Consider the following 23,301-nt stretch of genomic DNA (forward strand, 5'->3'; position numbering starts at 1 on the left):
GTGCCGGGCCGATTCCGGGTGCGGGTCTGGGGTGATGATTCTCCGTAATGGCTCCGCCACGTGTCCGCCACGGGTCACGCGACGAAATCGAGATTGCAACGGCCGATGTCGTCGCCGTCGCGTGTGAAGCGGGACCAGCCGACGGCCGGTCACTGTACTCGGCGACCCCGGACCGGTCGACCCCTGAAATGTTCGACACTTACCGTGTCTGCAATCAATACCGCGAGTTCGCCCCTGCCCGCCAAGCCGCTCGTGCCGTACACTCGCATCCGATTCAATAGCGAGTCGGGCGAAGGGGTGCGGTTCACGGTGCGACACGACAATTCGGACTGCAATTTCGCGGAATTGAACGCGCCGCTGGTGGCCGCGCTTCAGGCCGAGCCGGCGCGGTCCGCGCTCGTCGCGGCCGCGCCGTCGGTACGGCGTTTCATGGACGATCTCGGTGCCACCCGGATGCGGTTCATCCCCTATCCGCTGGTCATCGACCGGGACGAGTTCGACCGGATGGCGGAGGCGGCCTGCGCCATGATCGAGGCGCAGACGGCGGTGATCCGCGAGTTCCTCCGGTCGGGGCCTCCCGAGAAACTGTTGACGGAATTCGGCCTGCCCGCCGAGATCGCGCCCTTCGTCAATTGGGAACAACTGGATTCCGTCGAGCAGGTCTTCGCCCGTGTCGACGTCCTGCCGACTCCGTCCGGATATCAGTTCTGTGAATTCAACATCGACTCGTCGATTTCCGGATTCGAGTTCCACGACTGCTATCAGGTGATGGGTGAGGCGGTCGACATTCCGTGGCTCGCCGGCACGCCGCGGCCTGAGGAACAGATCGCGGACGTCGTCATCAGGGCTTTCCACCAGGGCAGTTTCGACCGGGTGGTGGTGTGTGACTGGTCGAGCCGCATCGGGGTCGGCTACTTCGGCTTCGAGTTGCTGACCGAGACGCTGCGCCGGCGCCTGCCCGACGTGCCGGTCGAGCTGGTCTTCCACGCCGACTATCCGGAGCGGTGGCTCGATCCGGCAGCCGGAAAGCGCACCCTGGTCTATCGCGGCTTCATGCACGAGGACATGGACGACGACTACGACTTCATCACCCGGCTGGTCGGCAGCGGCGCCTCCGTGATCAACCTCTTCGAGGCCGAGATCCGCACGCACAAGCGCTGGTTGGCGATGCTCTGGGAGGAGCGCTTCGCCAGCCTGCTGCCCGAAGGCGTGCGCGACATGGTCGCCCGGTACGTGCCCCACACCGTCTCGGTGACCCCGGAGAACCGTGACCGCCTGCTGGCGGACCGCGCCGAGTACGTGTTCAAGTTCGGGCACTCGTCCGGCGGGCACGACGTCCTGCTCGGGGCCGACCACGACGCGGACACGATCGCCGCCCGGCTGGCCGAGCGCGGCCCCGACGGCTGGCTCGCCCAGCGCCGCGTGCAGCTCGCCGAGTGCCGGTTCGCCCCCGAGGCCGATGCCGAGCCGGTGCCCCACCACGTGGTGCTCGGGCTCTACGTGCTCGGCGGCGAGTGCTCCGGCATGAACATCCGCGCCGACCGGGGCTCGGCCGTGGTCAACATCCACCAGTCGGCGGCCAGCGGCTGGGCCATCCCCATGGACGCCGACGAACGGCGACAGCTCATCGAGCGCGTGCGGGCGATCGGGCCGGCGGCCCGCGAACGACACTGACACCAGTTGGAGGCACGATGGAAATTCCCCTTTACCAGGTCGACGCGTTCACCGATCGGGTGTTCTTCGGCAATCCGGCCGCGGTCTGCCCTCTGGACGAGTGGCTCAGCGACGAGGTGATGCAGGCGATCGGCCTGGAGAACAACCTCGCGGAGACCGCGTTCATCATCGACCGGGGCGACAGCTTCGCGCTGCGCTGGTTCACGCCGTCGATGGAGGTCGACCTGTGCGGGCACGCCACGCTCGCCGCGGCCCACGTGGTGCTGAACCACCTGCGGCCCGAGTGGGACGAGGTCACCTTCCACTCCAACACGGGTCCCCTCGTCGTCAGCCGTACGCCGGAGGGACAGTTCGTGATGTCCTTCCCCGCGTTGCCGCGCGAGCGGGTCGACCCGCCGGAGGCCCTGCTCGCCGGGCTGTCGATCACGCCCACCGCGGTGTACGGGGGCATGGACTACATGGCGGTCTACGACAACGAGGAGGACCTGCGCGCGATCGAACCCGACCAGCGGATGCTCGGGACCCTCGACCGGCGCGCGGTGGTCGTGACGGCCCCCGGCATCTCCTCCGACTTCGTCGCCCGCTTCTTCGGCCCCAAGCAGTCGATCCCGGAGGACCAGTTCACCGGGTCGGCCCACTGCATGCTGGTCCCCTACTGGGCGGAGGCGCTGGGCAGGACCAGCCTGACCTCCCGGCAGTTCTCTCCCCGGCTCGGCAAGACGCTGACCATCCAGGCCAACTGCGAGCTGCGCGGCGACCGGGTCATCCTGGGCGGGTCGACGCGCCAGTACCTCGCCGGCGTCATCACGCTGGACGACGACGAGGTCGCCCGGCTCAGTCGCTGAGCTGCCGTGCCTCCGGCCGTGCCCCGTCGGCCGCCGCCCCTCCGGGCGGCGGCTCCGGGGCCGGCTCGGGCTCGGACTCGGGCTCGGTGGGCATCTCCACCACCCGACGCAGCGGCGAGAAGTACAGCGGAACGATGGAGACGAGTTCGCCCGCGACCGCGAGCGCGAGGGTCTGGCGGACGCCGATCACGTTCGCGACCAGCCCGGCGACCGACGCGCCCAGCGGGATGACGCCCCAGACCAGGAACCGCATCGTCGCGCTCAACCGGGCCTGCATGCCCGGCGCGCACAGGGCCTGCCGGACCGACAGTTGCAGGATGTTGGAGACGACGATGCATCCCGAGGCGATGCCGTAGCCGATGCCGGCGACGATCAGCCAGCCACCGCTGCGCGCGAACGGCAGCGGAATCGAGGCGATCCCCGCCAGCACGCACGCGCCGAGGACCGTCGGCCCGACGCCGAAGCGCCGGGACAGCCGGACCGCCGAGAGGGCGCCGAGGGTCGCGCCGGCACCGGCGCCGGAGAAGATGATCCCGATGTACGCCGACGGCAGCCGCAGCACCGACGCCAGCAGCAGCAGGAACATGGTGGTGGTCGCGATGTTGCAGAAGTTGTACGTCGAGCTGCGGATCGCCATCACCCGGAACATCGGCACCCGCAGCACGTACCTGATGCCGTCGCGCACGTCCCGGACCAGCGTGGTGTTGCGTGCCGGCGGGGCCGCCGCCGCCCCGGTCACCCGGATCCGGCTGAGCAGCACGGTGGCGATGCCGAAGCAGACGGCCGCCGCGCCGAGGACGTACGACGACGTGGCCAGCGCCAACAGGAAGCCGGCGATGGCGGGGCCGGTGATCTCCGCCAGCGAGAGGGTGAACTCCACCCGCGAGTTGGCGCCGGGCAGCAGCTGCCGGTCGACGATCCGCGGCAGGACGCTCTGGTAGGAGATCCCCAGGAAGACCGTGCACAGGCTCCCCGCGAACATCAACGCGTACAGCGCGGGCATGGTGAGGTTGCCGGCCAGCGCCAGTGCCGCGACGACCCCGAACACGGCCGTACGGCCCAGGCTGGAAAACACCAGGACCCGTTCCCCGCGCCGGCGGTCGATCCACGCGCCGGCCGGTAGTCCGAGGAGCAGGAAGCCCAGGAACTCGCAGGTCACCAGGAAACCGACCTGCGCCGGTGTGGCGTTCAGGGTCTTCACGGCGAACAGCGGAATGACGACCGTCGCCACCTCGAAGCCGAACTGGCTGACGGTCTCGGCGCTCCACAGCAGGCGGAAGTTCTTCTTCAGGGTGATCTCCTACCCGTGACCGGCGGCGATGTTCAGGCCCCCGGGTGCAGCAGCACCGGTGCCAGCAGGACGTTCGAGATGCCTCGGACCACGGTCCCCGGCACGGTGGTCAGGCGGCAGGTGAAGCCGGTGTGCCCACCGGGCCCGTAGTGCATCCCCCAAACCGCGTACCAGTCCCGTTCCGTGACGCCGTCGGTGTCGAAGCCCGGCTCCGCCCGCTGGACGACCCTCCGTTGCAGGATGTGGCGACCGCTCTCGGCCGCCGCGGCGAGCGCCGCCCGCCACGTCTCGTCGTCGACCGTCCAGCCGGCCACCGTGCCCTCGCCACGGGCCAGGGTGGTGGGTTTCAGGATGGTGTCCGCCCGGTCGCCGACGAAGCCGGTCAGGTCGGTGGCCGCGTCGACGTGGGTCGTCTCGGGAAGGACGCGCCGCAACGCGGCGCGTTCGCCGTCGGTCAGCGCGTCCTGCACCTCGGGGAGCCACACCAGGGCGAGGCACGCCTTGCTGTTGTACATGTCGTGCACCGGCGAGGTGGCCATCGGCGGCAGGGCGGAGCCCGGCTCCGGATGCAGCCGCTGCCAGGCCGCCACGGGGTCCGGCTCCTCCGCGAGTTCCGTCAGGTTGAACAACCGCAGCAGGTGGGTCACCCCGGCGACGTGGCCGGCGACGCTGCCGTCCGGCTCGTGCAGGTCCGCGACCTCCGCCAGGCGGGTCCGCAGCGGACGATCGGAGTACGCCTCCAGGCACTCGCCCAGGGGACGCCAGTCGCCGGCCCACTCCGCGAGCGCGCCGGTCGCCTCGACCATCAGCACCTCCGCCTGCCCGGGCGCCTCGGCGTCGTGCCCCGTACGCGTGGTCTCCACCGTGCGCAGCAGGTCGAGCAGGGCGGTGATGGGGTCGAGGTGTCGCAGTCCGTGCCGCTCGGCGAAGGGCCGGAAGGCCGGCTCCGCCATGACGGCGGGGAGCCAGGCGGTGCGTTCGGCACCGCCGACGGCGGGGCTCAGGCCCAGCTCCAGGACCTTGAAGCCGGTCCCGTCGTGGATCAGGTCGGCGCGGCCGTACGGCACCAGGGCGGGCAGGTCGGTTCCGGCCAACAGCGGGCGCAGCACCTCCGGCACGTCGGTCAGCGCGCCGAACGCGGCCGTGCTGCCACCCGCGAGCAGATGCGGCAGCCGCCCCACGACGTCGAGCAGCACCGTGAAGTCGGCGTAGAACGACGTGAGCTCCCGCTCGTCGACGAACATCACCCGGTGGAAGCTCTGTGCCTCGATGTCGGGCCCCAGCACCCGTCCGGCGGTGCGCGCCGGCAGATCCGGTGGCAGCTCACCGTCGCGTATCGCCCGCAGGTAGTCCGTCGCCGGGTCCTGCGACGCCGACCGGTGCGGCGCGCTCATGCGGCTGCCTCCCGCGTGGCGGCGGCCCGCCGGCGGGCGCGTGCGGTGCCGCCGACGGTCAGCCGTGGCGTGCGCTGGTCAGGCCGACAGGAACAGGGCACCCGCTGCCTCCAGTTCGCGTAGCTGGCGGTAGTCATCCGAGATCGTCTCCGGGCTCTCGTGGACCAGGAAGACCAGGCCCGGGGTCGTGTACGAGTTGACGGTGACCTGCAACGGGTCGCCGGTCTCCAGGTAGGTGTCGACGGTGTGGAAGGACGGCAGCCCGCGCAGCAGGCGCAGATCGTAGCCGGCGAGGGTCCCCGAGTGGCGGGACAGCAACTGCACCATGGCGGCGTGCCGGCGGAGCACGGGACGCCAGCCCTCGCGGACCCGGGCGGCGAAGCGGTCCGGGGCCACGATCGTCTCGGCCACCAACTGCACCGCGTTGGTGCCCGTCGCCTCGGTCAGTTGCGAGATGTCGATCGAGCCCATGAACCGGGCGCCGGTCTCGACGAGCACCGGCTCACCGGCGATCATCATGACCTCCGTGTGCGCCGTCCCCTCGCGGATGTCCAGGGCGTCGAGCACGGTCCCGACGAAGCCGTGCAGCTGGTCGAAGACGGCATCGCGCGGATCGACGAGCCGTTCCAGGTCGTAGAGCGCCGTCCCGCCCTCGTGCCGCTTCCTGGTGTGCCAGATGTCCGAGACGACGTACCCGCCCCCCGCCGACACGGTGTTGACGGCGTACTCGTCGCCGGTCATGAACGGCTGGACGAGCAGTTCCCCGATCGGGTCGCCGAACACGTCGGGTGCGCCCAGCCAGCTCTTGAACGCGGTGTCGAGGTCCGCCTCGGAGCGGCACCGCAGGAAGCCGAAGCTGCCGGAACTGGCTCGGGGCTTGACGACGGCGTCGCCGAGCCAGCCCCCCGCGCGCAGCCACTCCGCCGCCTCGTCGCGGGAGGCGGTGCTCAGGTGCGGGATGACGGCGACGCCCCCGGCCGCCGCGGCGCGTGCCATGTGGTGCTTGTCGCGGCGGCACCGGGTGGTCGCCGGATCGTTGCCGGGCACGCCGAGCGCCCTGGCCAGCTGGTCACCCAGCTCGACCCCGGTCTCGGCGCCGGCCACCACGCTGCGCGCGCGCAGGCCCGCCCGGTCGAGCCGGTCGACGATGGTGCTGACGTCGCCGTCGTGGAGGTAGTTGTCGAGATAGGCGTGGTCGACGCCGGTACGCAGGAGGAACTGCGGCAGGTCCGGGTCGCTCTGCACGTGCACCGCGCCGAAGCCGTAACCGGCGAGGGCCGGCGCGAGCGCGTTGGCCGTCGAGTACCCGTCCACGACGACACAGACTTGGCTGGCGTGTCGCATGATCCGCCTCAGGACTCTCGGGCCAGCAGGAAGTACGTCCGCATCGGGGGGATCATGTCGAGCCGCGCGGCCACGGGCGAGTGCCGGGCCGCCCCCTCCAGCAGGTCGAACACGTTGTCCGGGGTGATGTCCCGGGTGAACATCGTCTTGATGGCGATCTTCAGGAAGTCCCGGTAGTTGGTGGTGTCCATGAGCACCCCGGCGCGCTCGAACGCGGCGAGTTCCTCCTGGTCGACCGGCTGCCGCGCGACCTGGTGGGTGCTCGGGATGCTGGGCGACTGGACCTCGCCGGTGAAGCAGGCGGCGAGCGAGTCGGCCTCGAAGTCGAGCACGAGGTGGGTGCGGTCCTTCGTCCACCCGGAGACCGCGCTGTGGGCCTGGGTGGCGTCGAGGAACCAGATCTCACCGACGTTCATGTGGTAGAGCGTCGAGTTGTGCGAGCTGACGCAGGACTCGTGGGTCTCCAGCGGAAGGTGGATCCGGATCAGGTTGCTGTCGAGTTCGAGGTAGTCCCGGTGCGGCACGAGCGCGCTGCCGGGGGTCAGCCGGGCGAGCCGGCCGTACTTGAGGCGGGACATGTCGAACAGCTCACCCACCAGGTGCCGCACGTACGGCAGGCGCTGGCCCAGGTCGGTGACGACGGCCGGGCCCTCGAACGGGTCGAGTCCCGCGTCGAGGCCGAGGCCCGTGCCGTTCCACACCGCGCAACTCTTCCAGGCGCCGCAGACGAAGTCGCTGTACTTGTCCGTGTAGGGAAACGACGCCATGGTGTCGAGGTCCGTGGCGAGGCTGTCGGCGTCGATGTCGCACGTGCCGAGGATGCCGGTTTCGGTCGAGTTCATAACGGTGGTCATGGTCGGTACCTTCCAGCGGGGTGAGGGGCGGAGCCGCACGTCGTCGGGAGGGCGGCCGGCGTGACTCACACGCCGAGTCGCTCCTTGAGCTCGGCGAAGAAGGGCACGTGGAGGAACTCCCGCTTCTCCTCGTCGTACCGGGTGTACCGGCGGGTGAAGTCGATCAGTCCCGCGCGGGCGGCCTCGACCCCCTCGGTCAGGACGACGTCCTCCAGCTCGGTGATCTCGGTGACGAGCGTGCTCAGCGCCTCGGGCAGGCTCGGCAGGAGCCGGATGCGCCCCTCGTCGATAGTCAGGGCGCCCTGCCCGCGCAGGTAGTTGAAGAGCAGCTGCGACGCGATCGCGTCGTAGTTCGGCTTCGGGATCCCCTCGACCGAGTACCGGAGCAGCCGCTCGGCCAGGACGAACTCGAAGGTCAGCGCGGCGAGCTCACGATCGATGTCGGCGTCGTCGAGGCAGACCAGCATCGACTTGACGTCGACCCGCATCTCCTCCAGGCCGGCCAGCGGCTTGTAGCTCTTCGCGGACAGGAACTGCGGGATCGGCATGCTGCCCGTGCGGTGGTGGAACTCGTGCAGCCGTACCCAGGAACCGGCGGCCCGCTCGACGCCGGAGTCGTCGACGCCGGACAGCAGCGGGAACGAGCCCGGGACCATGGCGGCGTCGATGAGCCGGCGGGTGAGGCGGTGCCGGGCGACGAACTTGTCGATGAAGTAGAAGATCAGGTCGTCCGGTTCCTGGCGCCCGTCGATGTGGTTCTCCGGGAAGAGCGCCACGACGACCCGACTGTCGAAGCCGGCGCTGTGCCGGAGCAGGTTGACCGGCATCGTCGGGCTCGGGTAGCGGTCCACCAGCACGGGGTCGGACGGGATGGGCTCGTACTCCAGGTAGTCCAGACCGAGGGTCGGGAAGTACGCGGCCGAGAACACGGACAGGAGCCTGTTGTCGGCCCGCGAGTTGATGTGCCGCTTCGTGGCCGTGAGCTGCGGCGTGTCGTGTGCGCCGGACAGGTCCTCGACGAGTGCCCTGGCCACGGGCTGGGCACCGAGCGACGCCGAGTCGGCGATCCAACCGGCCAGCCGGCGCAGCGCCTCCGGCGATCCGGGCTCGGTCTCGCGCTGGTAGCGGGCACGCAGCTCGTTCACTTCGTTGACGACGGCGTCTGTTTCCACTGTTGGCAGGGACGATCGCATGGCAGCTCCTTTCCTCGGAACCGGATGACTCCGGCGGTCGCCACCACGGGCCCGGGGCGTCGTCGGTGGCGGCCGTCAGTGCCGTTCTCGGTTGGTCGCGCTACGACAGGTCCCGGGCGAAGTCGTCCAGCAGGTCCGCCCACGCCGGGACGTACGACTCCGCGAGCGCGACGAAGTGCTCCGCCTCGGCCGGGGTGGAGACCAGGTGACTCATACCGGCCTCGTCGTCGCTGACGGACGCGGCGTGGCCCGTCTCCGCCCGGATGTGCGAGTCGATCCAGGCGTAGTCGCGCTGCTCGGGAAGGACCTGGCGACCATCCACGGTGACCTTGCCGTACAGGCGCCGGAACGCGACCGCGATGTCGAGGGCGATGGTCTCCACGACACGGAGCTGGACCGCGCCACCCAGCTCCTCGGCCGCCATGGAGTCCATGACGTCGAGGATGCGGGTCAGCGCGGCGGATTCGGCGGGCGCGTCCGCGCTGCCCAGGGCCGAGCGCAGCGGCGCGCAGATCGTGTCCGCCCACCACAGGTAGTGGACACCGTCCACACCCTCCGGCGCGACCTCCGCGAAGGCCGCCGCCCGATTGTCCAGATCGTCCCCGATGACTCGGTACGCCATCTGATACGCTCCGAGTACCTCTCGACTCACTGTGTAGTCGCGAGCCAGGCGTCGCCCGTGGGCACCGAGGCTGGAGATGGTGGTGAACATGAACGCCTGAGTGGTCCGCTGCCACTTCTCCGCGATGCGCAGCGCACCGGCGGGGCTCACCGAGGTGGCCTCCTTCGCGCCCGCGAAGAACCGGTTGTTGCGTCGGGTGAGGCCTGCCTCGTCGATCAGTCGATCGATGGTGGCGTCGGCCTGCACACGGAGGTCGGTCAGGTCGAGTGCGGTGGTCATCGTGCCCTCCTCGCTTGTAGGGACCAGGCGGAGTGCTCCCCGAAGCCCGCCAGGACAGGCCGATGTCGACGAAGGTCATCGAGTCGACGCGGGCCTATGATCATCGAATCTGGTGTATCGCGCAACGGGAAGACGGCCGAACCCCTGTGCTGCCCCCTAAGCGGGTGGCGACCCCTCGTGCGTTGCCTCAGGAGCGGGTAGTAGTTCCCGCCAGTTAAGCGTGACCAGCGTCAACTCGACGCGAGCGACGGTACGGCGCGGGCCAGACCGCTGTCCGGCTCGTCGGCGTCCACGAACGGCGCCGCCAGTCGCTCCGGCACCCCCATGTTGCGCGCGAAGATCCCGAGCCGGCGCTGCCAGGCGGGCACATCGGTCGGTGGCGCGATCGGCACGGTGCCGCGGGCGACCAGCTCGGCGTACTCGTCGCGATCCGCGTTGCCGGTGGTGATCGAGTGCCGGAGGGCCGCCTCCAGGTCGCGCTGGGCGTTGACGACACACATCGTCCACTTGAGCAGGACGGTCGCGGTGCAACCGGGTGCGACGTCGAGCACCCCGGCGTTGCGCCGCAGCCGCGACGAGTCGGTGGTGTTGATCGCCACCTTGAGGTGGGCGGACACCACCTCCGCGCCGCGCACCTCCGGATACCACTGGCTGAGCTGACGGAGCGCCAGCTGAGCGCGCTCGGCCGCCTCGGGGTGACCGTTGCGCAGGAAGTGCCGGAAGTCGTCGGGCAGCGCGTAGGTCGTCGGGTCGACGCGGTGCACCGCGATGTGCGCCGCCGGCGGGTAGTAGACGAGCGCGGTGTCCTGGCTGAAGGGACTGAACATGCCGCCGTACTCGTCCTCGAGCTTCAGGCACGTGTAGTTCTTCGTGGTGCGCTCGGGCAGCTCGACGAAGAGGATCTGGCGCAGCGCCATGTAGATGGGGGGCAGCGCGAGCGACGGGTTGAGACGGCGCGCGATCGCCGGGGTCTCGGTGGCGGCACAGAGGGCGACCTGGTCGCCGACGATCGTCTGCCGCGCGCCGTCCTCGACGTACTCCACCTCGTAGGTGCCGTCGGCTCGGCGGCTCACCCCGGTCACGTCGGCGCCACCGCGTACCTCGACGCCGCTGCGGCGCAGCTCCTGGTCGAGCAGCGCGGTGACCACGACCGGGTTGATGCCCCGCTGCGGAGTGACGAAGGCGGCGCCGACGTCGGCGACCCCGTCCGGCGCGGGGATCTCGCGGCAGACCTGCTCCGGCGCGCCGAACAACGAGTTGGCCGGGTCCTCGGCGCAGAGCTGCGCGTAACGGTCCTGGATGACCCGCATGTTCTCCCGGCACTGGCCGATGATGTCGGTGCCGCTGTCCTGCATGGCCTGGGAGGCGATGACCCGGCTGTGGTCCTTGCCACCGAAGACGAGGTCGGGGAAGAAGCGTTCGTTGACCAGGCGCCCGTCGAAGCAGTCCCGGGCGCTCTGCGGATCGAACGGATACTCGGCACCGCTGTGGTTCTCGCTGACGATGTTGCTGGCCCCCGTGCAGATCGGGTGGGCCTCGGGCGAGCGGGCCTCGGCCCGCTCCAGCAGAAGGACCCGGTATCCCGCGCGGCTACGCATGATCGCGGTCAGGCAGCCCGCGATACCTCCGCCGATCACGATGTGCAGCTCGGTTCGCTTCACTCTGTCAATCCCTCTGTCATGGGCAACGATCCTTTGCCGCAACACGAGCTGAACCAGGTCCCGGTTTCGACACCGTGCCCGGCCGGACAGCGCGTCCTGCTGCGGATCTTGGGGTGGAAGAGCGGTGAGGTGGCAGGCCGGGGGACGTTGGCTGGAGGAGGGGTGCCCTCGTTGGCGGTAGACGGTAACAAACTTCGATCAACCCCGGAAGGATCTTCCGATAGGACAGGGGTTCGAGCGACCGGGCCCGCTCACACCGCTCTCACCAGCGCCGATGCCGGATCGGGGGGCGCCCACGTTCGCGCTCCGGAGCGGATGACGCCGATCTGTACCCTCTCTGCCATGTCTGGTTCCCCCCTCGTCAACGACCTGCGTGCGGCGCTCGGCGACGCCGTGCTGACCGACCCCGACCTGCTCCGGATGCACCGCAAGGACGAGGCCGATCTGTGCGAGGCCGGCACCCCGCTGGTCGTCGTCCGTCCACGTCGCACGGCCGATGTGGTCGAGGCGGTGACGATCGCCGGGCGGTACGGCGTGCCGGTGGTGCCGCAGGGGGCGCGTACTGGGCTGGCGGGCGCGGCGAACGCGGTCGACGGCGCGGTGGTGATCAGCATGGTCGCGATGGACGCGGTGCTGGAGATCGACCCGGTCAGCCGGATCGCCGTGGTGCAGCCCGGGGTGGTCAACGCGGCGTTGTCGGCGGAGGTGGCGAAACAGGGGTTGTGGTATCCGCCGGATCCGGGATCGTGGGAGATGTCGACGATCGGTGGGAACGTCTCCACCAACGCGGGTGGCATGTGCTGCGTCAAGTACGGCGTGACCACCGAGTACGTGTTGGGTCTGGAGGTCGTGTTGGCTTCCGGGGAGGTGTTGCGTACTGGTCGGCGTACCGCCAAGGGGGTGGCGGGGTACGACCTCACCCGGCTCTTCGTGGGTTCCGAGGGCACCCTCGGGGTGATCACGGAGGTGACTGTGGCGCTGCGGCCCGCGCCGGCAGAGTCGCTGACCATGGTGGCGGTCTTCCCGACCACCGCCGCCGCCGGTCGGGCGGTCGCCCGGATCGCTGAACACGGACTCACCCCCAGCCTGCTGGAACTGATCGACCGCACGTACCTGCGGGCGATCGAGGCGTACCGGCCGATGGGCCTGCGTACCGACGTCGAGGCGCTGCTGCTGGCGTCGGCGGACACCGGACCCCAGGCCGCCGGGGACCTGGCGCGGCTCGCCGAGCTGTGCGAGGCGGCCGGCGCCGACGAGATCCACACGGCCACCGACGCCGTGGAGGCGGCGGCCCTGTTGCAGGCCCGCCGGCTGGGGCACGCGGCGATGGAGAAGTTCGCCAGGGAGTCGTTCCCCGCCGGCAACGGTGGGATGGTGATCGACGACGTGGCGGTGCCCCGGGCGGCGTTGGCGGCGCTGCTCGACGGGGTGGCCCGGATCGCGGCGGAGTGCGACGTGACCATCGGCGTGGTCGGCCATGCCGGCGACGGCAACATGCACCCGAACATCGTGGTGGACCGGGCCGACCCGGCGAGCCTCGAACGCGGCCGGCGCGCGTTCGACGAGATCATGCGCCTCGGCCTCGAACTGGGCGGCACCTGCACCGGCGAGCACGGCGTGGGCCTGCTCAAGCGCGACTGGCTGGCCCGCGAGATCGGCCCGGTGAGCCTGCGGGTGCACCAGGCGATCAAGGCCGCCCTGGACCCGGCCGGCCTGCTCAACCCCGGCAAGGTCTTCTGATGCCCGCCACCCTCCGGCGGGCCGTACGGAGATGAGGAGAGCGTGCCGACCATAGCCATCGTCGACGGATACTCAACAGGCAGCGCGCTGAGCCGGGCGCTGGCCGAGCGAGGGGTGACCTGCGTCCACGTACGCAGCGGCGAGTCCCTGTACGACTACTACCTGAAGACGTTCCGCCCCGGCGACTACGCGGTCGACCTCGGCTTCGTCGCCGACGAGGACCGCCTCGTCGACCGGCTGCGGGCGCTCGGCGTCGACCGGGTCGTCGCGGGCACCGAGCCGGGGGTGGTCCTCGCCGACACGCTCAACCACCTGCTCGGTACGCCCGGCAACGACATCGCCACGGTCACCGCGCGGCGCGACAAGTCGGCGATGGCGGCGACCGTGGCCGCCGCCGGTCTCGCCGTGCCCGCCGGCCGGTGCTTCGAGTCCGTGGACCAGGCGGTCGCCTGGTACGCGACCAGCCTGTCCGGCCCGGCCGTCGTCAAGCCCGTGGACGGCGCGGGCACCGACAACGTGCGGTTCTGCGAGAGTCTCGACGAGGTGCGCCTCGCCTGCGCGACGGTCCTGGCCTCGGTCAACCTGTACGGCGTACCGAATCGACGGGTGCTGGTCCAGGAGCGGCTCGTCGGGACCGAGTTCTACGTCAACACGGTCTCGTACGCGGGCAGGCACCGGGTCGCCGAGATCTGGCGGTACACGAAACGGCCGGGCCCGGGCGGCGGTCCCATCTACGACTACGAGGAGCCGGTCGACCGGGGCTCGGCCCTGGCCCGGCAGCTCCGTGAGTTCGTCTTCGGGGTGCTCGACGCGCTCGGTGTCCGGTCCTCGGCGGCACACACCGAGCTCATGCTCACCGACCGGGGGCCGGTGCTGATCGAGGCCGGGGCCCGACTCGGGGGAGCGACCCTGCCCGACGTGGTGGCGAAGTTCTGCGGTGTGTCGCAGACCTTCCTACAGGCCCAGCACCTCGTCGATCCGGCGTCGCTCGACCAGTTCGACGACCGTACGCCGGGCTGGGCCGCCGCCGTTCGGAACGTGTCGCTGATCAACCCGGTCCCCGTCGCCGCGCAGGCGGGGGACTGGTACGCCCGGCTGTCGAAGCTGCCGGCGGCCGTGGCGATCGCCGCGCGCTGCTCCCCCGGGGCCGAACTGCCGCAGACCGTCGACCTGTTCAGCTCGCCCGGCTACCTCTATCTCGCCGCGGAGGATCCGGCCGAGGTCGAGCGGAGCTACGAGATGTTGCGCCGCTGGGAACGGCACGGCCTGTACGGGAGCTGACCCCTGCGCGCCCGGCGCTGCCGGTTCGATCGCGGGTGCCGACGGGGTAAGAAGGTGCGGAGGAACAACCGCTCACCGGAAGGACCCCCCCGATGACCCTGGAACGACCGATCGCCCCGGACCCGTACGAGCTGCTGCCGACCGTTGCGTCGTTCACGCTGACCAGTGACGACGTGCAGAACGGCGAGCCGATGGACGCCGCGTACGCCCACGGCAGCGTCGGGGGCGACAACATCTCGCCGCAGCTCGCCTGGTCCGGCTTCCCGGCCGAGACCAAGGGCTTCGTGGTGACCTGCCTCGACCCGGACGCGCCGACGGGCAGCGGCTTCTGGCACTGGGTCCTGGTCAACCTGCCGGCCGACGTGACGCGGCTGCCGCGCGGCGCGGCCGGCGACGACCTCGGCGGCGCCTTCACGGTCCGCAACGACTACGGCGACCGGGGCTACGGCGGCGCCGCCCCACCGGCCGGCGACCGGCCGCACCGCTACGTGTTCGCGGTGCACGCCCTGGACGTGGAGCGCCTCGACGTCACCCCTGCCGCGACCCCCGCCGTGGTCGGCTTCAACCTGGCCTTCCACACCCTGGCCCGCGCCGTGATCCGCCCCACCTACCAGGTCAAGGAGTAACCCGGAGCGGGCCCGGCCTCAGGAGGGGACCCGGGCCACCGCGAAGACCGACTGGCCGAACGGGGGGAGGACGCGCTGTTCCGCCGCCTTGGTGGCGGGGAGCACGAGGGTGTCGTAGACCTTGACCATCGGGCCCTCCTTCGGCATCAGCCGGAAGACCTTGGTCGCCATGAAGTAGCCGATCAGGCCGAGCGCGTTCGCGTAGTGGATCTTCTCCACCGTCAGGCCGGCGTCGGTCATCGCGGCGGCCAGGGTCTTCTTCGTGTAGCGCCGCACGTGGCCGGTGGCGATGTCCGCCGGACTCATCGCGAACTGGAAGGCGGGCACGATGATGATGACGTTGCCGCCCGGCCGGACCAGGTCGCGCATGCTGCGCAGCGCGCCCACGTGGTCCTCGATGTGCTCCAGCACGTTGTACGACACGGCGGCGCTGTAGTCGCCCCGGTCGGGGTGCGGCAGCAGCATCTGCCGGACCTCGATGTGGGGCTGGTCGGCCAGCCGCTCCTTCAGCAGGACGAGCCGGTCCGGGTCGGCCTCGGTGGCGGTGAAGCGCGGCAGGTGCTCCGCCCACTCCAGCGCGTAGTCGCCGAGCCCGCTGCCGATCTCGATCGGGTTGTCACCGAGGTACGGCAGGGCCAGCTCGACGAACCAGCGACGGTGGTTGACCGCCGTCGCGAGACCCTCCAGGACCTCGGACTGCACGCGCTGATCCCCAGTGATTTCTGCCATGCGTCGATTCCTCACGATATGAACTCGACCCGCGCCTGGACCGACAGAGTGAATCATCCGCACTGGCAACAGAAAAATCGGGGCACCCGTGGTGGCCGAAATGCGGTCGGGGGTGGGCACGTGATCGGCGGTCGGCGAACCCGGCACATGGTACGCCAGTACCCCGAAACATGTCACCTTGGCGTCATAGCCTGACTACTCTACGAATCGTCATGACTACTCCTGAATCGGGCCTCCCTGCTGGCGAGTCAGGGCCCGGGGCGTCGGTGGACGGGCCCGACCGGGGCGTACGGCCCTGGAAGGGGTGGTGGACGGACGCCGCCGCGGTGGCGAGTTTCGTCGCGCTGGGCTTCTGGGTGACCGCGCGGCTCTGGCTGCGCCCGTCGCACGGCATCCGGGACAACCGCACCGACCAGTCGCAGTTCGAGTGGATGATGGCGCACGGCGCGCGCGTGGTGACCGATTATGTTGATCCATTCACCTCGGACCGGATGAACGTGCCGGAGACCGTCAATCTGATGGCAAATACGTCCGTATTATCCGTATCTCTGCCAATGACGCCCGTCACACTCCTGCTCGGCACCCGCGCGTCGTTTCTGCTCTTTCTCACCCTGGGCATGATCGCCACGGCGACGGCCTGGTACTTCCTGCTCTCCCGGGTGGTCGTCGGCGCCCGCGGGCCGGCCTGGCTCGGCGCCGCGTTCTGCGCGTACGCCCCGGCGATGATCTCGCACGCCAACGCGCACCCCAACATCGTCTCGCAGTACGTGGTGCCCCTGATCGTCTGGCGCACCCTGCGACTCGCCGAGCCGGGGCGCTGGCTGCGCAACGGGCTGCTGCTCGCGGTTGTCATCGTGTGGCAGGCCTTCCTCAACCTCGAGGTGCTGCTGATGACCGCCATCGGGCTGGGCGTGGTGGTCGGGGCGCTCGCCCTCGGCCGGCCCGAGCTGCGCCGGCGGGCCCGGCCGTTCCTCGCGGGCCTGGCGGTGGCCGCCGTCGTGGCGCTGGTGGTGCTCGCGTACCCGCTCCACGTCCAGTTCTTCGGCCCGGGGGCGTACAACGGGCTGTCCTGGCTGATCCGGGGCTACTCGACGGACCTCGGGTCGTTTGTGGCGTACTCGCGGGAGTCCCTGGCCGGTGACGCCCGCAGCGCGCAGGGGCTGGCGAAGAACCCCACCGAGGAGAACGCCTTCTTCGGCTGGCCGCTGGTGGTGCTCGTCGTCGCCCTGGTCTGGTGGCTGCGCCGGCACGTCGTGGTACGCGGCCTCGCCGTCCTCGCGCTCTTCTTCGGCCTGCTCTCCCTCGGGCGGGAGGTGCAGCTCAACGGCAGGGGGACCGGGATACCCGGCCCGTGGGCGGCGCTGGAGAACCTGCCCGTCCTGCACTCGGTGGTGCCGACCCGGTGGGCGCTGGCGATCACCCCGATCGTCGGGGTGCTGCTCGCCTACGGGGCGGACCACGCGCGCGCCCTGGCCGCCCGGCACCCGCGGGCACGCCCGCAGATCCGCTTCGCCACCGCCACGGTGCTGGTCATGGCCCTGCTGCCGATCCTGCCGACCCCGCTGCCCACCACCCGGCTCGACCCCGTGCCCGCCTTCGTCACCTCGGGCGCCTGGCGGCCGTACGCGGACGGCGGGCGGAGCATCGTGACCCTCCCGCTGCCCGACACCCACTACGCCGATCCGCTGCGCTGGTCGGCGCGGACCGGGCTGGACATGCCCATCGCCCGCGGCTACTTCCTCGGCCCGGACACCCGCCCCGGTCGGGACCGGATCGCCCTGTTCTCCGCGCCGCCCCGCCCCACCAGCGAGTTCTTCGCCGAGATCCGGCGGACCGGCGCGGTGCCACCGATCACCCCGCAGGCGCGGGTCGACGCGGTCGGGGACCTGCGGTACTGGCGGGCGGGCGCGGTCGTCCTCGGGCCGCACCGGCAGGCCGACGCGCTGCGCCGGGGCATGACCGAGCTGACCGGCGTCCGCCCCACGTACACCGGTGGGGTCTGGCTCTGGGACGTCCGCCCGCTCACCGACTGACGCCGGGCGGCCCGGAGGCGGCCGTCAGGACTGGCGGACGCAGCAGCCCTGGCAGATCTTGGGCTTGGGGAGGGTGAAGGCCAGGCAGCAGGTGCGCCGCTGCACGGTCGGCTCGCCGTTGGGGCCCGGGACCAGCTCCACCAGGTCGGCGAGGTCGAGCGCGCCGAGCAGCGTCTCGATCGTCTCGACCGACGAGCCGGGCAGGCCGTCGGCGGCCCGGAGGACGCCGTGGGCGATGCCCGAGGCCACCGACCCGAGCAGGGTGCGCGCGCCGATCCGGACCTCGGCCTGGATCGCGGCGACCATCGGGGCCAGGTGGGCGTCGAGCAGCGAGGCCCGGAGCGCCTGGAGCAGTTCCGCCTCGTCCGCGACGACCCGCACCTCGGGCAGCCCGGCGAGCGCCAGCGGGTCGCTCGGCAGCACCGCGACCGTGGTCGAGCGGCGCAGGCCCATGGTGAGCAGCGGTCGGTGGTCCTCGAAGTGGATCAGCACGTCGGCCGGGTCGAGCAGCGGCACCCGTCGGGCCGAGGCCCAGCCGAGCGCCACGGGCAGCGCCGTCCAGTAGCTGTACGACTTCCAGGCCAGCGCGGCGCAGGCGTGCGGGGTGCCGCCCCAGCGCGAGCTGGCCGAGCGCAGGAACTCCGGCAGGAGGGTGCCGTCGACCAGGGTGGTCGCCGGGCGCCAGCCGAACTCGTCGTGCACCAGCAGGCCGGGCGCGAGACCGGGCACGTCGTCGGTGCCGAACATCGCGCGCATGGCGGCGGTGACCGGGGCCAGCGGCGCGGCGGCGGTGTCGCGCTTCGGCATCACCGCTGTCACTGGACTCACCCACCCCGTCGTCGCCGTCGGCGGGCAATCCGCCCGTCGCTGAGCTAAGGCTAGCCTAACCACATCCCGCGAGATAAGGGAAGGCTCGCCTGCGTCGGATCCGGAGGGGCCGGTCACTCCGCCCGTGCGGCCGTACTACCCGGTCATCGGGGCGGAAAACGTCGCCCCAGTATCGACAGCCATCGCTATCTGTCAAGGCTCGTGTCGGCAAGGTGCCAGTTCCGTGTGCGCGTCGCCACAGAACGTGAAACTGATACTCCCGGCCACGAGGAAGCTGATGACCTCACCGCTCGATCGGGCTGCCGACTCCTTCGCCGCCGAGATCGCCCGGCACCGCACGGGGCGGGGGCTGTCCAAGAAGCAGCTCGCCACCCTGATGGGCTTCGACCCGTCGTACGTCAGCCACGTCGAGGGGCGCCGGCACCGCCCCACCGAGGACTTCGCGCGCCGCGCCGAGGCCGTACTGGAGGCCGGCGGCGCGATCTGGCAGCGCTTCAAGGAGTACGACGAGCTGCGCCACGCCCGGGCCGAGCGGGCACACCGGGACCCACCCGTCCCTGGGCAGTGGATGCCGCCCGGCACCGGACTGATCGTCGAGCGGGAACTCGCCACCCTCACCCACCTCGGCGACGCCTACCGCTGCGTCATCCGGCGCGAGCTGTACAACGCCGGCACCGAGCCGGTCACCCGCTACCTGGTGCGGATCGCCGTCGACCGCTACCCCAACGACCCGGGGCGCTCCAACCTGCACCACCGCGAACACCCGCTGACCTTCGCCGAGCTGCGGCTGCGGGCGTACCGGGAGGACGGGGACGAGCGGGAGGCGATGCACTGGCGGGCCAAGCACGACCGCGACGCCTTCAAGGAGCTGTGGCTGCTCTTCGAGAACGCCGACCGGCGCTTCCCCCTCTACCCGGGGGACCGGACCACCATCGAGTACGCGTACTGCGTCGGGCACGACAAGTGGGGCCCCTGGTTCCAGCGGGCGGTCCGGCTGCCCACCCGGCAGATGGCCGTACGCCTGGACCTCCCGGCCGCGGTCGACCCGCAGGTGTGGGGCGCGGAGACCTCGCTCTCGGCGGAGGAGGGCCCGCTGCGCACGCCCGTGACCAGGCGCGAGGACGCCGACCGGGTGATCTTCGACTGGGCGACCGAGGACCCGCCGCTCAACGCGCGGTACCGGTTGCAGTGGCGGTTCCGCGGCCGGCCCGACGTCGAGCCCGAGGAAGCCGGGCGGATCCGGCCCAGCGACCGGATGCGCGGCATCGGCATCGTGCAGCGCGGCGCCGACCTGCTCCGCCAACCGGCCCGGCCGTTCGACCTGCCCCGCGAGGAACGGGAGGCCCGGGACGTCGCCGACCGCCTCGCGGCGACCCTGGTCCGCCTCGACGAGCTGCACCCGTTCCGCAAGGGGGTGGGCATCGCCGCCCCGCAGCTCGGCCTCGGCCGGGCGGTGGCGGTGGTCCGGCCCCCCGACCGGTCGGCCGACCCCGTCGTGCTGCTCAACCCCCGCATCGTGGACGCCTCTCCCGACAGCGACGAGCAGTACGAGGGGTGCCTCTCCTTCTTCGACCACCGTGGCCTCGTGCCCCGGCCGCTCCGGCTCGACGTGGAGCACGCCCAGTACGACGGCAGCCGGATCATCACCTCGTTCGAGTTCGGCATGGCCCGGCTCGTCGCCCACGAGATCGACCACCTGGAGGGGCGGCTCTACGTCGACCGGATGGCGCCGGGGGTGCCGCTGGTGCCGGTCGAGGAGTACCGCGAGACCGGCCGGCCCTGGCGCTACTGACCTGCGCGCATCCGCCCCGGCGGCACGACCACGTCCGCCCGGGTGGAAGGACGGCCGGGCGGACGTGATCGTGCGGGGCGGTGCCGGTCCGCCCGATTGGGGGACCGGGGCGCGTGCCCCAGGGGGCAGGAGCACGCGCCCCGGTATGGGGGGAGGAACGCTTCTAGAGGTTGCCGAAGGTGTCGTAGCGGGTGTTCTCCGGCGGGACGCCGTCCTCGGCGAGCACCCGGAGGGTGGCCCGGACCATGCGGGCGGAACCGGAGACGTAACAGTCGTGCGCCGTCCACGGGCCGTACCGGCTGACCACGTCGGGGATGTCACCCAGCTCGCCGTCGAAGTCGGGATCCTCGCTGCACGCCGGAGTGACCGACAGCCACGGGTGCGCGGCCACCAACTCCTGGAGCCCGGCCAGGCCGTACAGGTCCGCCGCCGTACGGGCGCCGTAGAAGACGTGCACCCAGCGGGTCCGGTTGTAGCCGGCCAACTCCTCCACCAGCGCCTTGATCGGAGCCAGGCCGACGCCGCCCGCCACGCAGAGGATGTCCCGCTCCGAGGAGCGGTCCAGCGTCATCGACCCCATCGGCGCCGCCACCCGGAGCAGGTCGCCGGGCTTGACCCGGCGGACCAGCGCCCCGGACACCCAGCCGGCGCCCTCCGGCGTACGAACGTGGAACTCCAGCAGGTTGTCGTCGTTCGGGGCGTTCGCCACCGAGTAGGTGCGCCACACCCGGGGAAGGTGGCGGGGCACCTCCACGCTGACGTACTGGCCGGCCCGCCACGGCAGCGGATGCTGCAACGCCCGACAGGTCAGCACCGCCGTGTCCCTGCCGTACCGCTCGTGGGTCAGCACCTCCGCGTGCCAGAACGGCGGGTTGTCGTCGGCCGCCGCCCCGGCCAGCATCTTCTCCGTGATCGCCGCGTACGCGTCCCGCCACGCCTGGTCGTACTCCAGGTTCCAGCCGTCGCCGGCGATGCTGCGCAGCGCGTCCAGCAGCGCGACGCCCATGGTCTCGTAGTGCGCCGCCTCGACGTGGTACTTGCGGTGGTCCCGGCCCAGCGAGCGCAGGTACTCGTCGAAGCTCTCCGGGTCGCCGACCGTCTGGGCGGCGGTGACGATCGCCTCCAGGATCCGGTCGCCCTGCCCGGTCATCTCCACCGGGAAGAGCTTGCGCAGCTCGGGGTCGAGCAGGAAGAGCCGGGCGTAGAAGTGACCGCTCAGCCGCTCCCGGTGCTCCTCGACCAGGGTCCAGCTCTCCTTCAGCAGCCTTGCGAAGTCGTCCACGGGGCGCGCTCCTTCTCCTGACGGCGGATCGGGCATCCATAGAATGTCCACGGAGCGTGCCGACCGGTCGCACAGAATGTGCGACCGGCTCGTGAGGCTCGTTCGGGCGGTGCCGCCGGCCGGTGACGTCGGCCCTCGGCGTCGGGCAGAGTGGTGCGGTGACCGTTGAGCTGCAACGCCCGGCGACCCGCCGGATGCTCGGCACCGAGACGCTGCTCGTGCTCGGCCTCTCGCTCGGCCAGTCCGCCGTCTACGCGACGGTGTCGATCGTGGCGAAGCTGACCGCCGACGGGCCGCTGTCGAAGCAGACCGCCGCGCTCAACACGTCGGTGTCACCCCGGCCGTGGCTGGACCTGACGTACCAGCTGCTCGGGATCGTCTTCGCGCTGCTGCCGGTGCTGCTCGCCGTACACCTGCTGGCGCGGGACCCCGGCGATCCGGCGCGGACGCTCGGCCTGGACGCCCGGCGGCCCGGTCAGGACCTGCCCCGCGGCGCCGGCCTGGCCGCGCTGATCGGCCTGCCCGGCCTGGCGCTGTTCTGGGCGGCGGCCCAGCTCGGCGTCAACGCCACCCTGGTGCCGGCCGCGCTGCCCGACCTCTGGTGGACGGTGCCGGTGCTGATCCTCGCCGCCGTGCAGAACTCGGTGCTGGAGGAGGTGATCGTCGTCGGCTACCTGACGACCCGGCTGCGCCAGCTCCAGTGGCGGGTCGGCGCGATCGTGGCGACGAGCGCCCTGCTGCGCGGCTCGTACCACCTCTACCAGGGCTTCGGCGCCTTCCTCGGCAACGTGGTGATGGGCGTCGTGTTCAGCCTCTTCTACCTGCGCACCCGCCGGGTCATGCCGCTGGTCGTCGCGCACACGCTGCTCGACATCGTCGCCTTCCTCGGCTACGCCCTGCTGCCGAAGGAATGGTTCGACTGGCTCTGACGCCCACCAGCCCCTTCTCCCTCCGGGCCTCGTCCCCGCCGTTGCCGCCGTCGGCTGCCGCCGTCGGCTGCCGCTCGGCAGATCTTGGTCGGAAAGCGCCCCTCCGGGGGCCATTTCTCACCAAGATCTACCAGCGGCCCGCGTCCTTCCCCGCCGCGTTCCGCTCGGCCGAGCGCCGGCCGCCGGCGATCAGCGGGGCGTGGGCCGCCGGTAGGCGGTGATCGCGCGGGCGGCGAGCCGCTCGGCCGCCGCCGCGTCCCCGGCCGCGGCCACGAGCACCGCCGCGCCGGGCAGCACCCGGGACGCCACCCGCAGCGCCAGCCAGCCGCCCGCCTGGGCGGCCAACGGCGCCGCCAGCCGCCACGCCGCCTCGGCCGCCCGGGGCCAGCCCGCCTCGTCGGGCTCCTCCGCCGACCGGGCCGCCGCCAGCGCCGCCCGCGCGCTCTCCGCGTCCGGGTGCACGCGGGTCAGCACCAGCAACTCCACCGCCCGGTCCGGATGCGCCGGGTCCCGGCCGTACGCCGCCGCCAGGTGCAGCACCAGGTTGGCCTGCGCCCACAGCACGGCCGCCAGCTCGGCCACCGGCGCGAAGAGCCCCGCCAGCGCGGCGGTCGCCCCGCCCACCCCGGCCTGCCGGACGAACCGCCGGGTCGCGAGCCGCGCCAAGCCGTCCGCTCCCGCATCGGGGTACGCGTCGCGCAGCCGCTGCGCCCAGTCGCGGGCACGCGGCCCGAACGCCTCGACGGCGGCCAGGGCCAGCAACTCCGGCGCGAACGCGGGATGCTCCAGCACCCGCGCGGCGGCCAGCCGAAGGACCGTTTCCGGCGTACGCCCCGGCGGGGTCCCCGCCGCCCCGTCGCCGGCATGCCGCTCGACCACCTGCGGGGGCGCGGCGGTCGGGGCC

The 23,301-nt window shown here is 71.5% G+C and carries 19 protein-coding genes; 8 read left to right on the top strand and 11 right to left on the bottom strand.

Features of this window, described 5'->3' with window-relative positions:
• The first annotated feature begins 204 nt into the window (after positions 1-204).
• On the top strand, positions 205-1,674 hold the full coding sequence (locus tag ACLQ20_RS30750; protein WP_151453776.1) for a circularly permuted type 2 ATP-grasp protein: 1,470 nt from the start codon (positions 205-207) through the stop codon (positions 1,672-1,674).
• A gap of 17 nt (positions 1,675-1,691) precedes the next feature.
• Positions 1,692-2,519: a PhzF family phenazine biosynthesis protein gene (locus ACLQ20_RS30755; RefSeq protein WP_425858310.1), complete on the top strand. Its 828-nt coding sequence runs from the start codon at positions 1,692-1,694 to the stop codon at positions 2,517-2,519.
• On the opposite strand, the gene ACLQ20_RS30760 is transcribed toward ACLQ20_RS30755, so the two are convergent.
• The 7 genes from ACLQ20_RS30760 to ACLQ20_RS30790 form a co-directional block, all read right to left on the bottom strand.
• Positions 2,509-3,750: an MFS transporter gene (locus tag ACLQ20_RS30760; RefSeq protein ID WP_425858311.1), complete on the bottom strand. Its 1,242-nt coding sequence runs from the start codon at positions 3,748-3,750 to the stop codon at positions 2,509-2,511. The genes ACLQ20_RS30755 and ACLQ20_RS30760 overlap by 11 nt on opposite strands.
• Before the next feature lie 92 nt (positions 3,751-3,842).
• Positions 3,843-5,204 carry a hypothetical protein gene (locus ACLQ20_RS30765; RefSeq protein WP_425858312.1) on the bottom strand — a complete coding sequence of 454 codons (1,362 nt, stop codon included), beginning with the start codon at positions 5,202-5,204 and terminating at the stop codon, positions 3,843-3,845.
• A gap of 78 nt (positions 5,205-5,282) precedes the next feature.
• Complete coding sequence (locus ACLQ20_RS30770) at positions 5,283-6,548, bottom strand: hypothetical protein (RefSeq protein WP_151453780.1); 1,266 nt, start codon at positions 6,546-6,548, stop codon at positions 5,283-5,285.
• Positions 6,549-6,556: 8 nt separating this feature from the next.
• Entirely contained in the window at positions 6,557-7,402 is an 846-nt protein-coding gene (locus ACLQ20_RS30775; protein WP_358122750.1) for an aspartyl/asparaginyl beta-hydroxylase domain-containing protein, read from the bottom strand.
• A gap of 65 nt (positions 7,403-7,467) precedes the next feature.
• The gene (locus tag ACLQ20_RS30780; protein ID WP_358122752.1) at positions 7,468-8,547 is read right to left on the bottom strand and encodes a DUF6421 family protein; all 1,080 of its coding nucleotides are present in this window, start codon (positions 8,545-8,547) and stop codon (positions 7,468-7,470) included.
• A 148-nt stretch (positions 8,548-8,695) separates the two neighbouring features.
• A complete protein-coding gene (locus ACLQ20_RS30785; RefSeq protein WP_151453783.1) occupies positions 8,696-9,496 on the bottom strand; it encodes a DUF6202 family protein in 801 nt (266 codons plus the stop codon).
• 230 nt (positions 9,497-9,726) lie between these two features.
• Positions 9,727-11,157: an FAD-dependent oxidoreductase gene (locus ACLQ20_RS30790; protein ID WP_425858313.1), complete on the bottom strand. Its 1,431-nt coding sequence runs from the start codon at positions 11,155-11,157 to the stop codon at positions 9,727-9,729.
• A gap of 342 nt (positions 11,158-11,499) precedes the next feature.
• Between ACLQ20_RS30790 and ACLQ20_RS30795 the strand changes: the two genes are divergently transcribed.
• The 3 genes from ACLQ20_RS30795 (at position 11,500) to ACLQ20_RS30805 (ending at position 14,804) form a co-directional block, all read left to right on the top strand.
• Complete coding sequence (locus tag ACLQ20_RS30795) at positions 11,500-12,897, top strand: FAD-binding oxidoreductase (RefSeq protein WP_151453785.1); 1,398 nt, start codon at positions 11,500-11,502, stop codon at positions 12,895-12,897.
• Positions 12,898-12,939: 42 nt separating this feature from the next.
• Positions 12,940-14,178, top strand: coding sequence for an ATP-grasp domain-containing protein (locus ACLQ20_RS30800; RefSeq protein WP_425858314.1), 1,239 nt, complete (start codon positions 12,940-12,942; stop codon positions 14,176-14,178).
• A gap of 92 nt (positions 14,179-14,270) precedes the next feature.
• Complete coding sequence (locus tag ACLQ20_RS30805) at positions 14,271-14,804, top strand: YbhB/YbcL family Raf kinase inhibitor-like protein (protein ID WP_327029958.1); 534 nt, start codon at positions 14,271-14,273, stop codon at positions 14,802-14,804.
• An 18-nt stretch (positions 14,805-14,822) separates the two neighbouring features.
• Here ACLQ20_RS30805 and ACLQ20_RS30810 read toward each other — a convergent pair whose 3' ends face one another.
• Positions 14,823-15,533 carry a class I SAM-dependent methyltransferase gene (locus ACLQ20_RS30810; RefSeq protein ID WP_121397542.1) on the bottom strand — a complete coding sequence of 237 codons (711 nt, stop codon included), beginning with the start codon at positions 15,531-15,533 and terminating at the stop codon, positions 14,823-14,825.
• A gap of 212 nt (positions 15,534-15,745) precedes the next feature.
• On the opposite strand from ACLQ20_RS30810, the gene ACLQ20_RS30815 reads away from it, so the two are divergent.
• Positions 15,746-17,566, top strand: a complete 1,821-nt coding sequence (locus tag ACLQ20_RS30815) for a hypothetical protein (RefSeq protein ID WP_425858315.1) — start codon at positions 15,746-15,748, stop codon at positions 17,564-17,566.
• Positions 17,567-17,590: 24 nt separating this feature from the next.
• Here ACLQ20_RS30815 and ACLQ20_RS30820 read toward each other — a convergent pair whose 3' ends face one another.
• Positions 17,591-18,373 carry an IucA/IucC family C-terminal-domain containing protein gene (locus tag ACLQ20_RS30820; RefSeq protein ID WP_358122368.1) on the bottom strand — a complete coding sequence of 261 codons (783 nt, stop codon included), beginning with the start codon at positions 18,371-18,373 and terminating at the stop codon, positions 17,591-17,593.
• A gap of 295 nt (positions 18,374-18,668) precedes the next feature.
• Here ACLQ20_RS30820 and ACLQ20_RS30825 point away from each other — a divergent pair, with 295 nt between their 5' ends.
• On the top strand, positions 18,669-20,186 hold the full coding sequence (locus ACLQ20_RS30825) for a peptide deformylase (protein WP_425858326.1): 1,518 nt from the start codon (positions 18,669-18,671) through the stop codon (positions 20,184-20,186).
• Between the two features lie 163 nt (positions 20,187-20,349).
• On the opposite strand, the gene ACLQ20_RS30830 is transcribed toward ACLQ20_RS30825, so the two are convergent.
• Positions 20,350-21,468, bottom strand: a complete 1,119-nt coding sequence (locus ACLQ20_RS30830) for a globin domain-containing protein (protein ID WP_151453788.1) — start codon at positions 21,466-21,468, stop codon at positions 20,350-20,352.
• Between the two features lie 158 nt (positions 21,469-21,626).
• On the opposite strand from ACLQ20_RS30830, the gene ACLQ20_RS30835 reads away from it, so the two are divergent.
• Entirely contained in the window at positions 21,627-22,397 is a 771-nt protein-coding gene (locus ACLQ20_RS30835) for a CPBP family intramembrane glutamic endopeptidase (RefSeq protein ID WP_425858316.1), read from the top strand.
• A 189-nt stretch (positions 22,398-22,586) separates the two neighbouring features.
• On the opposite strand, the gene ACLQ20_RS30840 is transcribed toward ACLQ20_RS30835, so the two are convergent.
• Entirely contained in the window at positions 22,587-23,276 is a 690-nt protein-coding gene (locus tag ACLQ20_RS30840; RefSeq protein ID WP_425858317.1) for a hypothetical protein, read from the bottom strand.
• Positions 23,277-23,301: the final 25 nt, after the last annotated feature.

It is taken from the genome of Micromonospora sp. DT46, from assembly GCF_049841735.1.
In the GTDB taxonomy this organism is placed as follows: domain Bacteria; phylum Actinomycetota; class Actinomycetes; order Mycobacteriales; family Micromonosporaceae; genus Micromonospora; species Micromonospora reichwaldensis.

Excerpts from the sequence above, each read along its gene's own strand:
- ACLQ20_RS30755 (WP_425858310.1), top strand. The coding sequence starts at position 1,692 with ATGGAAATTCCCCTTTACCAGGTCGACGCGTTCACCGATCGGGTGTTC.
- ACLQ20_RS30765 (WP_425858312.1), bottom strand. The coding sequence starts at position 5,204 with ATGAGCGCGCCGCACCGGTCGGCGTCGCAGGACCCGGCGACGGACTAC.
- ACLQ20_RS30770 (WP_151453780.1), bottom strand. The coding sequence starts at position 6,548 with ATGCGACACGCCAGCCAAGTCTGTGTCGTCGTGGACGGGTACTCGACG.
- ACLQ20_RS30775 (WP_358122750.1), bottom strand. The coding sequence starts at position 7,402 with ATGACCACCGTTATGAACTCGACCGAAACCGGCATCCTCGGCACGTGC.
- ACLQ20_RS30785 (WP_151453783.1), bottom strand. The coding sequence starts at position 9,496 with ATGACCACCGCACTCGACCTGACCGACCTCCGTGTGCAGGCCGACGCC.
- ACLQ20_RS30795 (WP_151453785.1), top strand. The coding sequence starts at position 11,500 with ATGTCTGGTTCCCCCCTCGTCAACGACCTGCGTGCGGCGCTCGGCGAC.
- ACLQ20_RS30805 (WP_327029958.1), top strand. The coding sequence starts at position 14,271 with ATGACCCTGGAACGACCGATCGCCCCGGACCCGTACGAGCTGCTGCCG.
- ACLQ20_RS30810 (WP_121397542.1), bottom strand. The coding sequence starts at position 15,533 with ATGGCAGAAATCACTGGGGATCAGCGCGTGCAGTCCGAGGTCCTGGAG.
- ACLQ20_RS30815 (WP_425858315.1), top strand. The coding sequence starts at position 15,746 with ATGACTACTCCTGAATCGGGCCTCCCTGCTGGCGAGTCAGGGCCCGGG.
- ACLQ20_RS30820 (WP_358122368.1), bottom strand. The coding sequence starts at position 18,373 with ATGCCGAAGCGCGACACCGCCGCCGCGCCGCTGGCCCCGGTCACCGCC.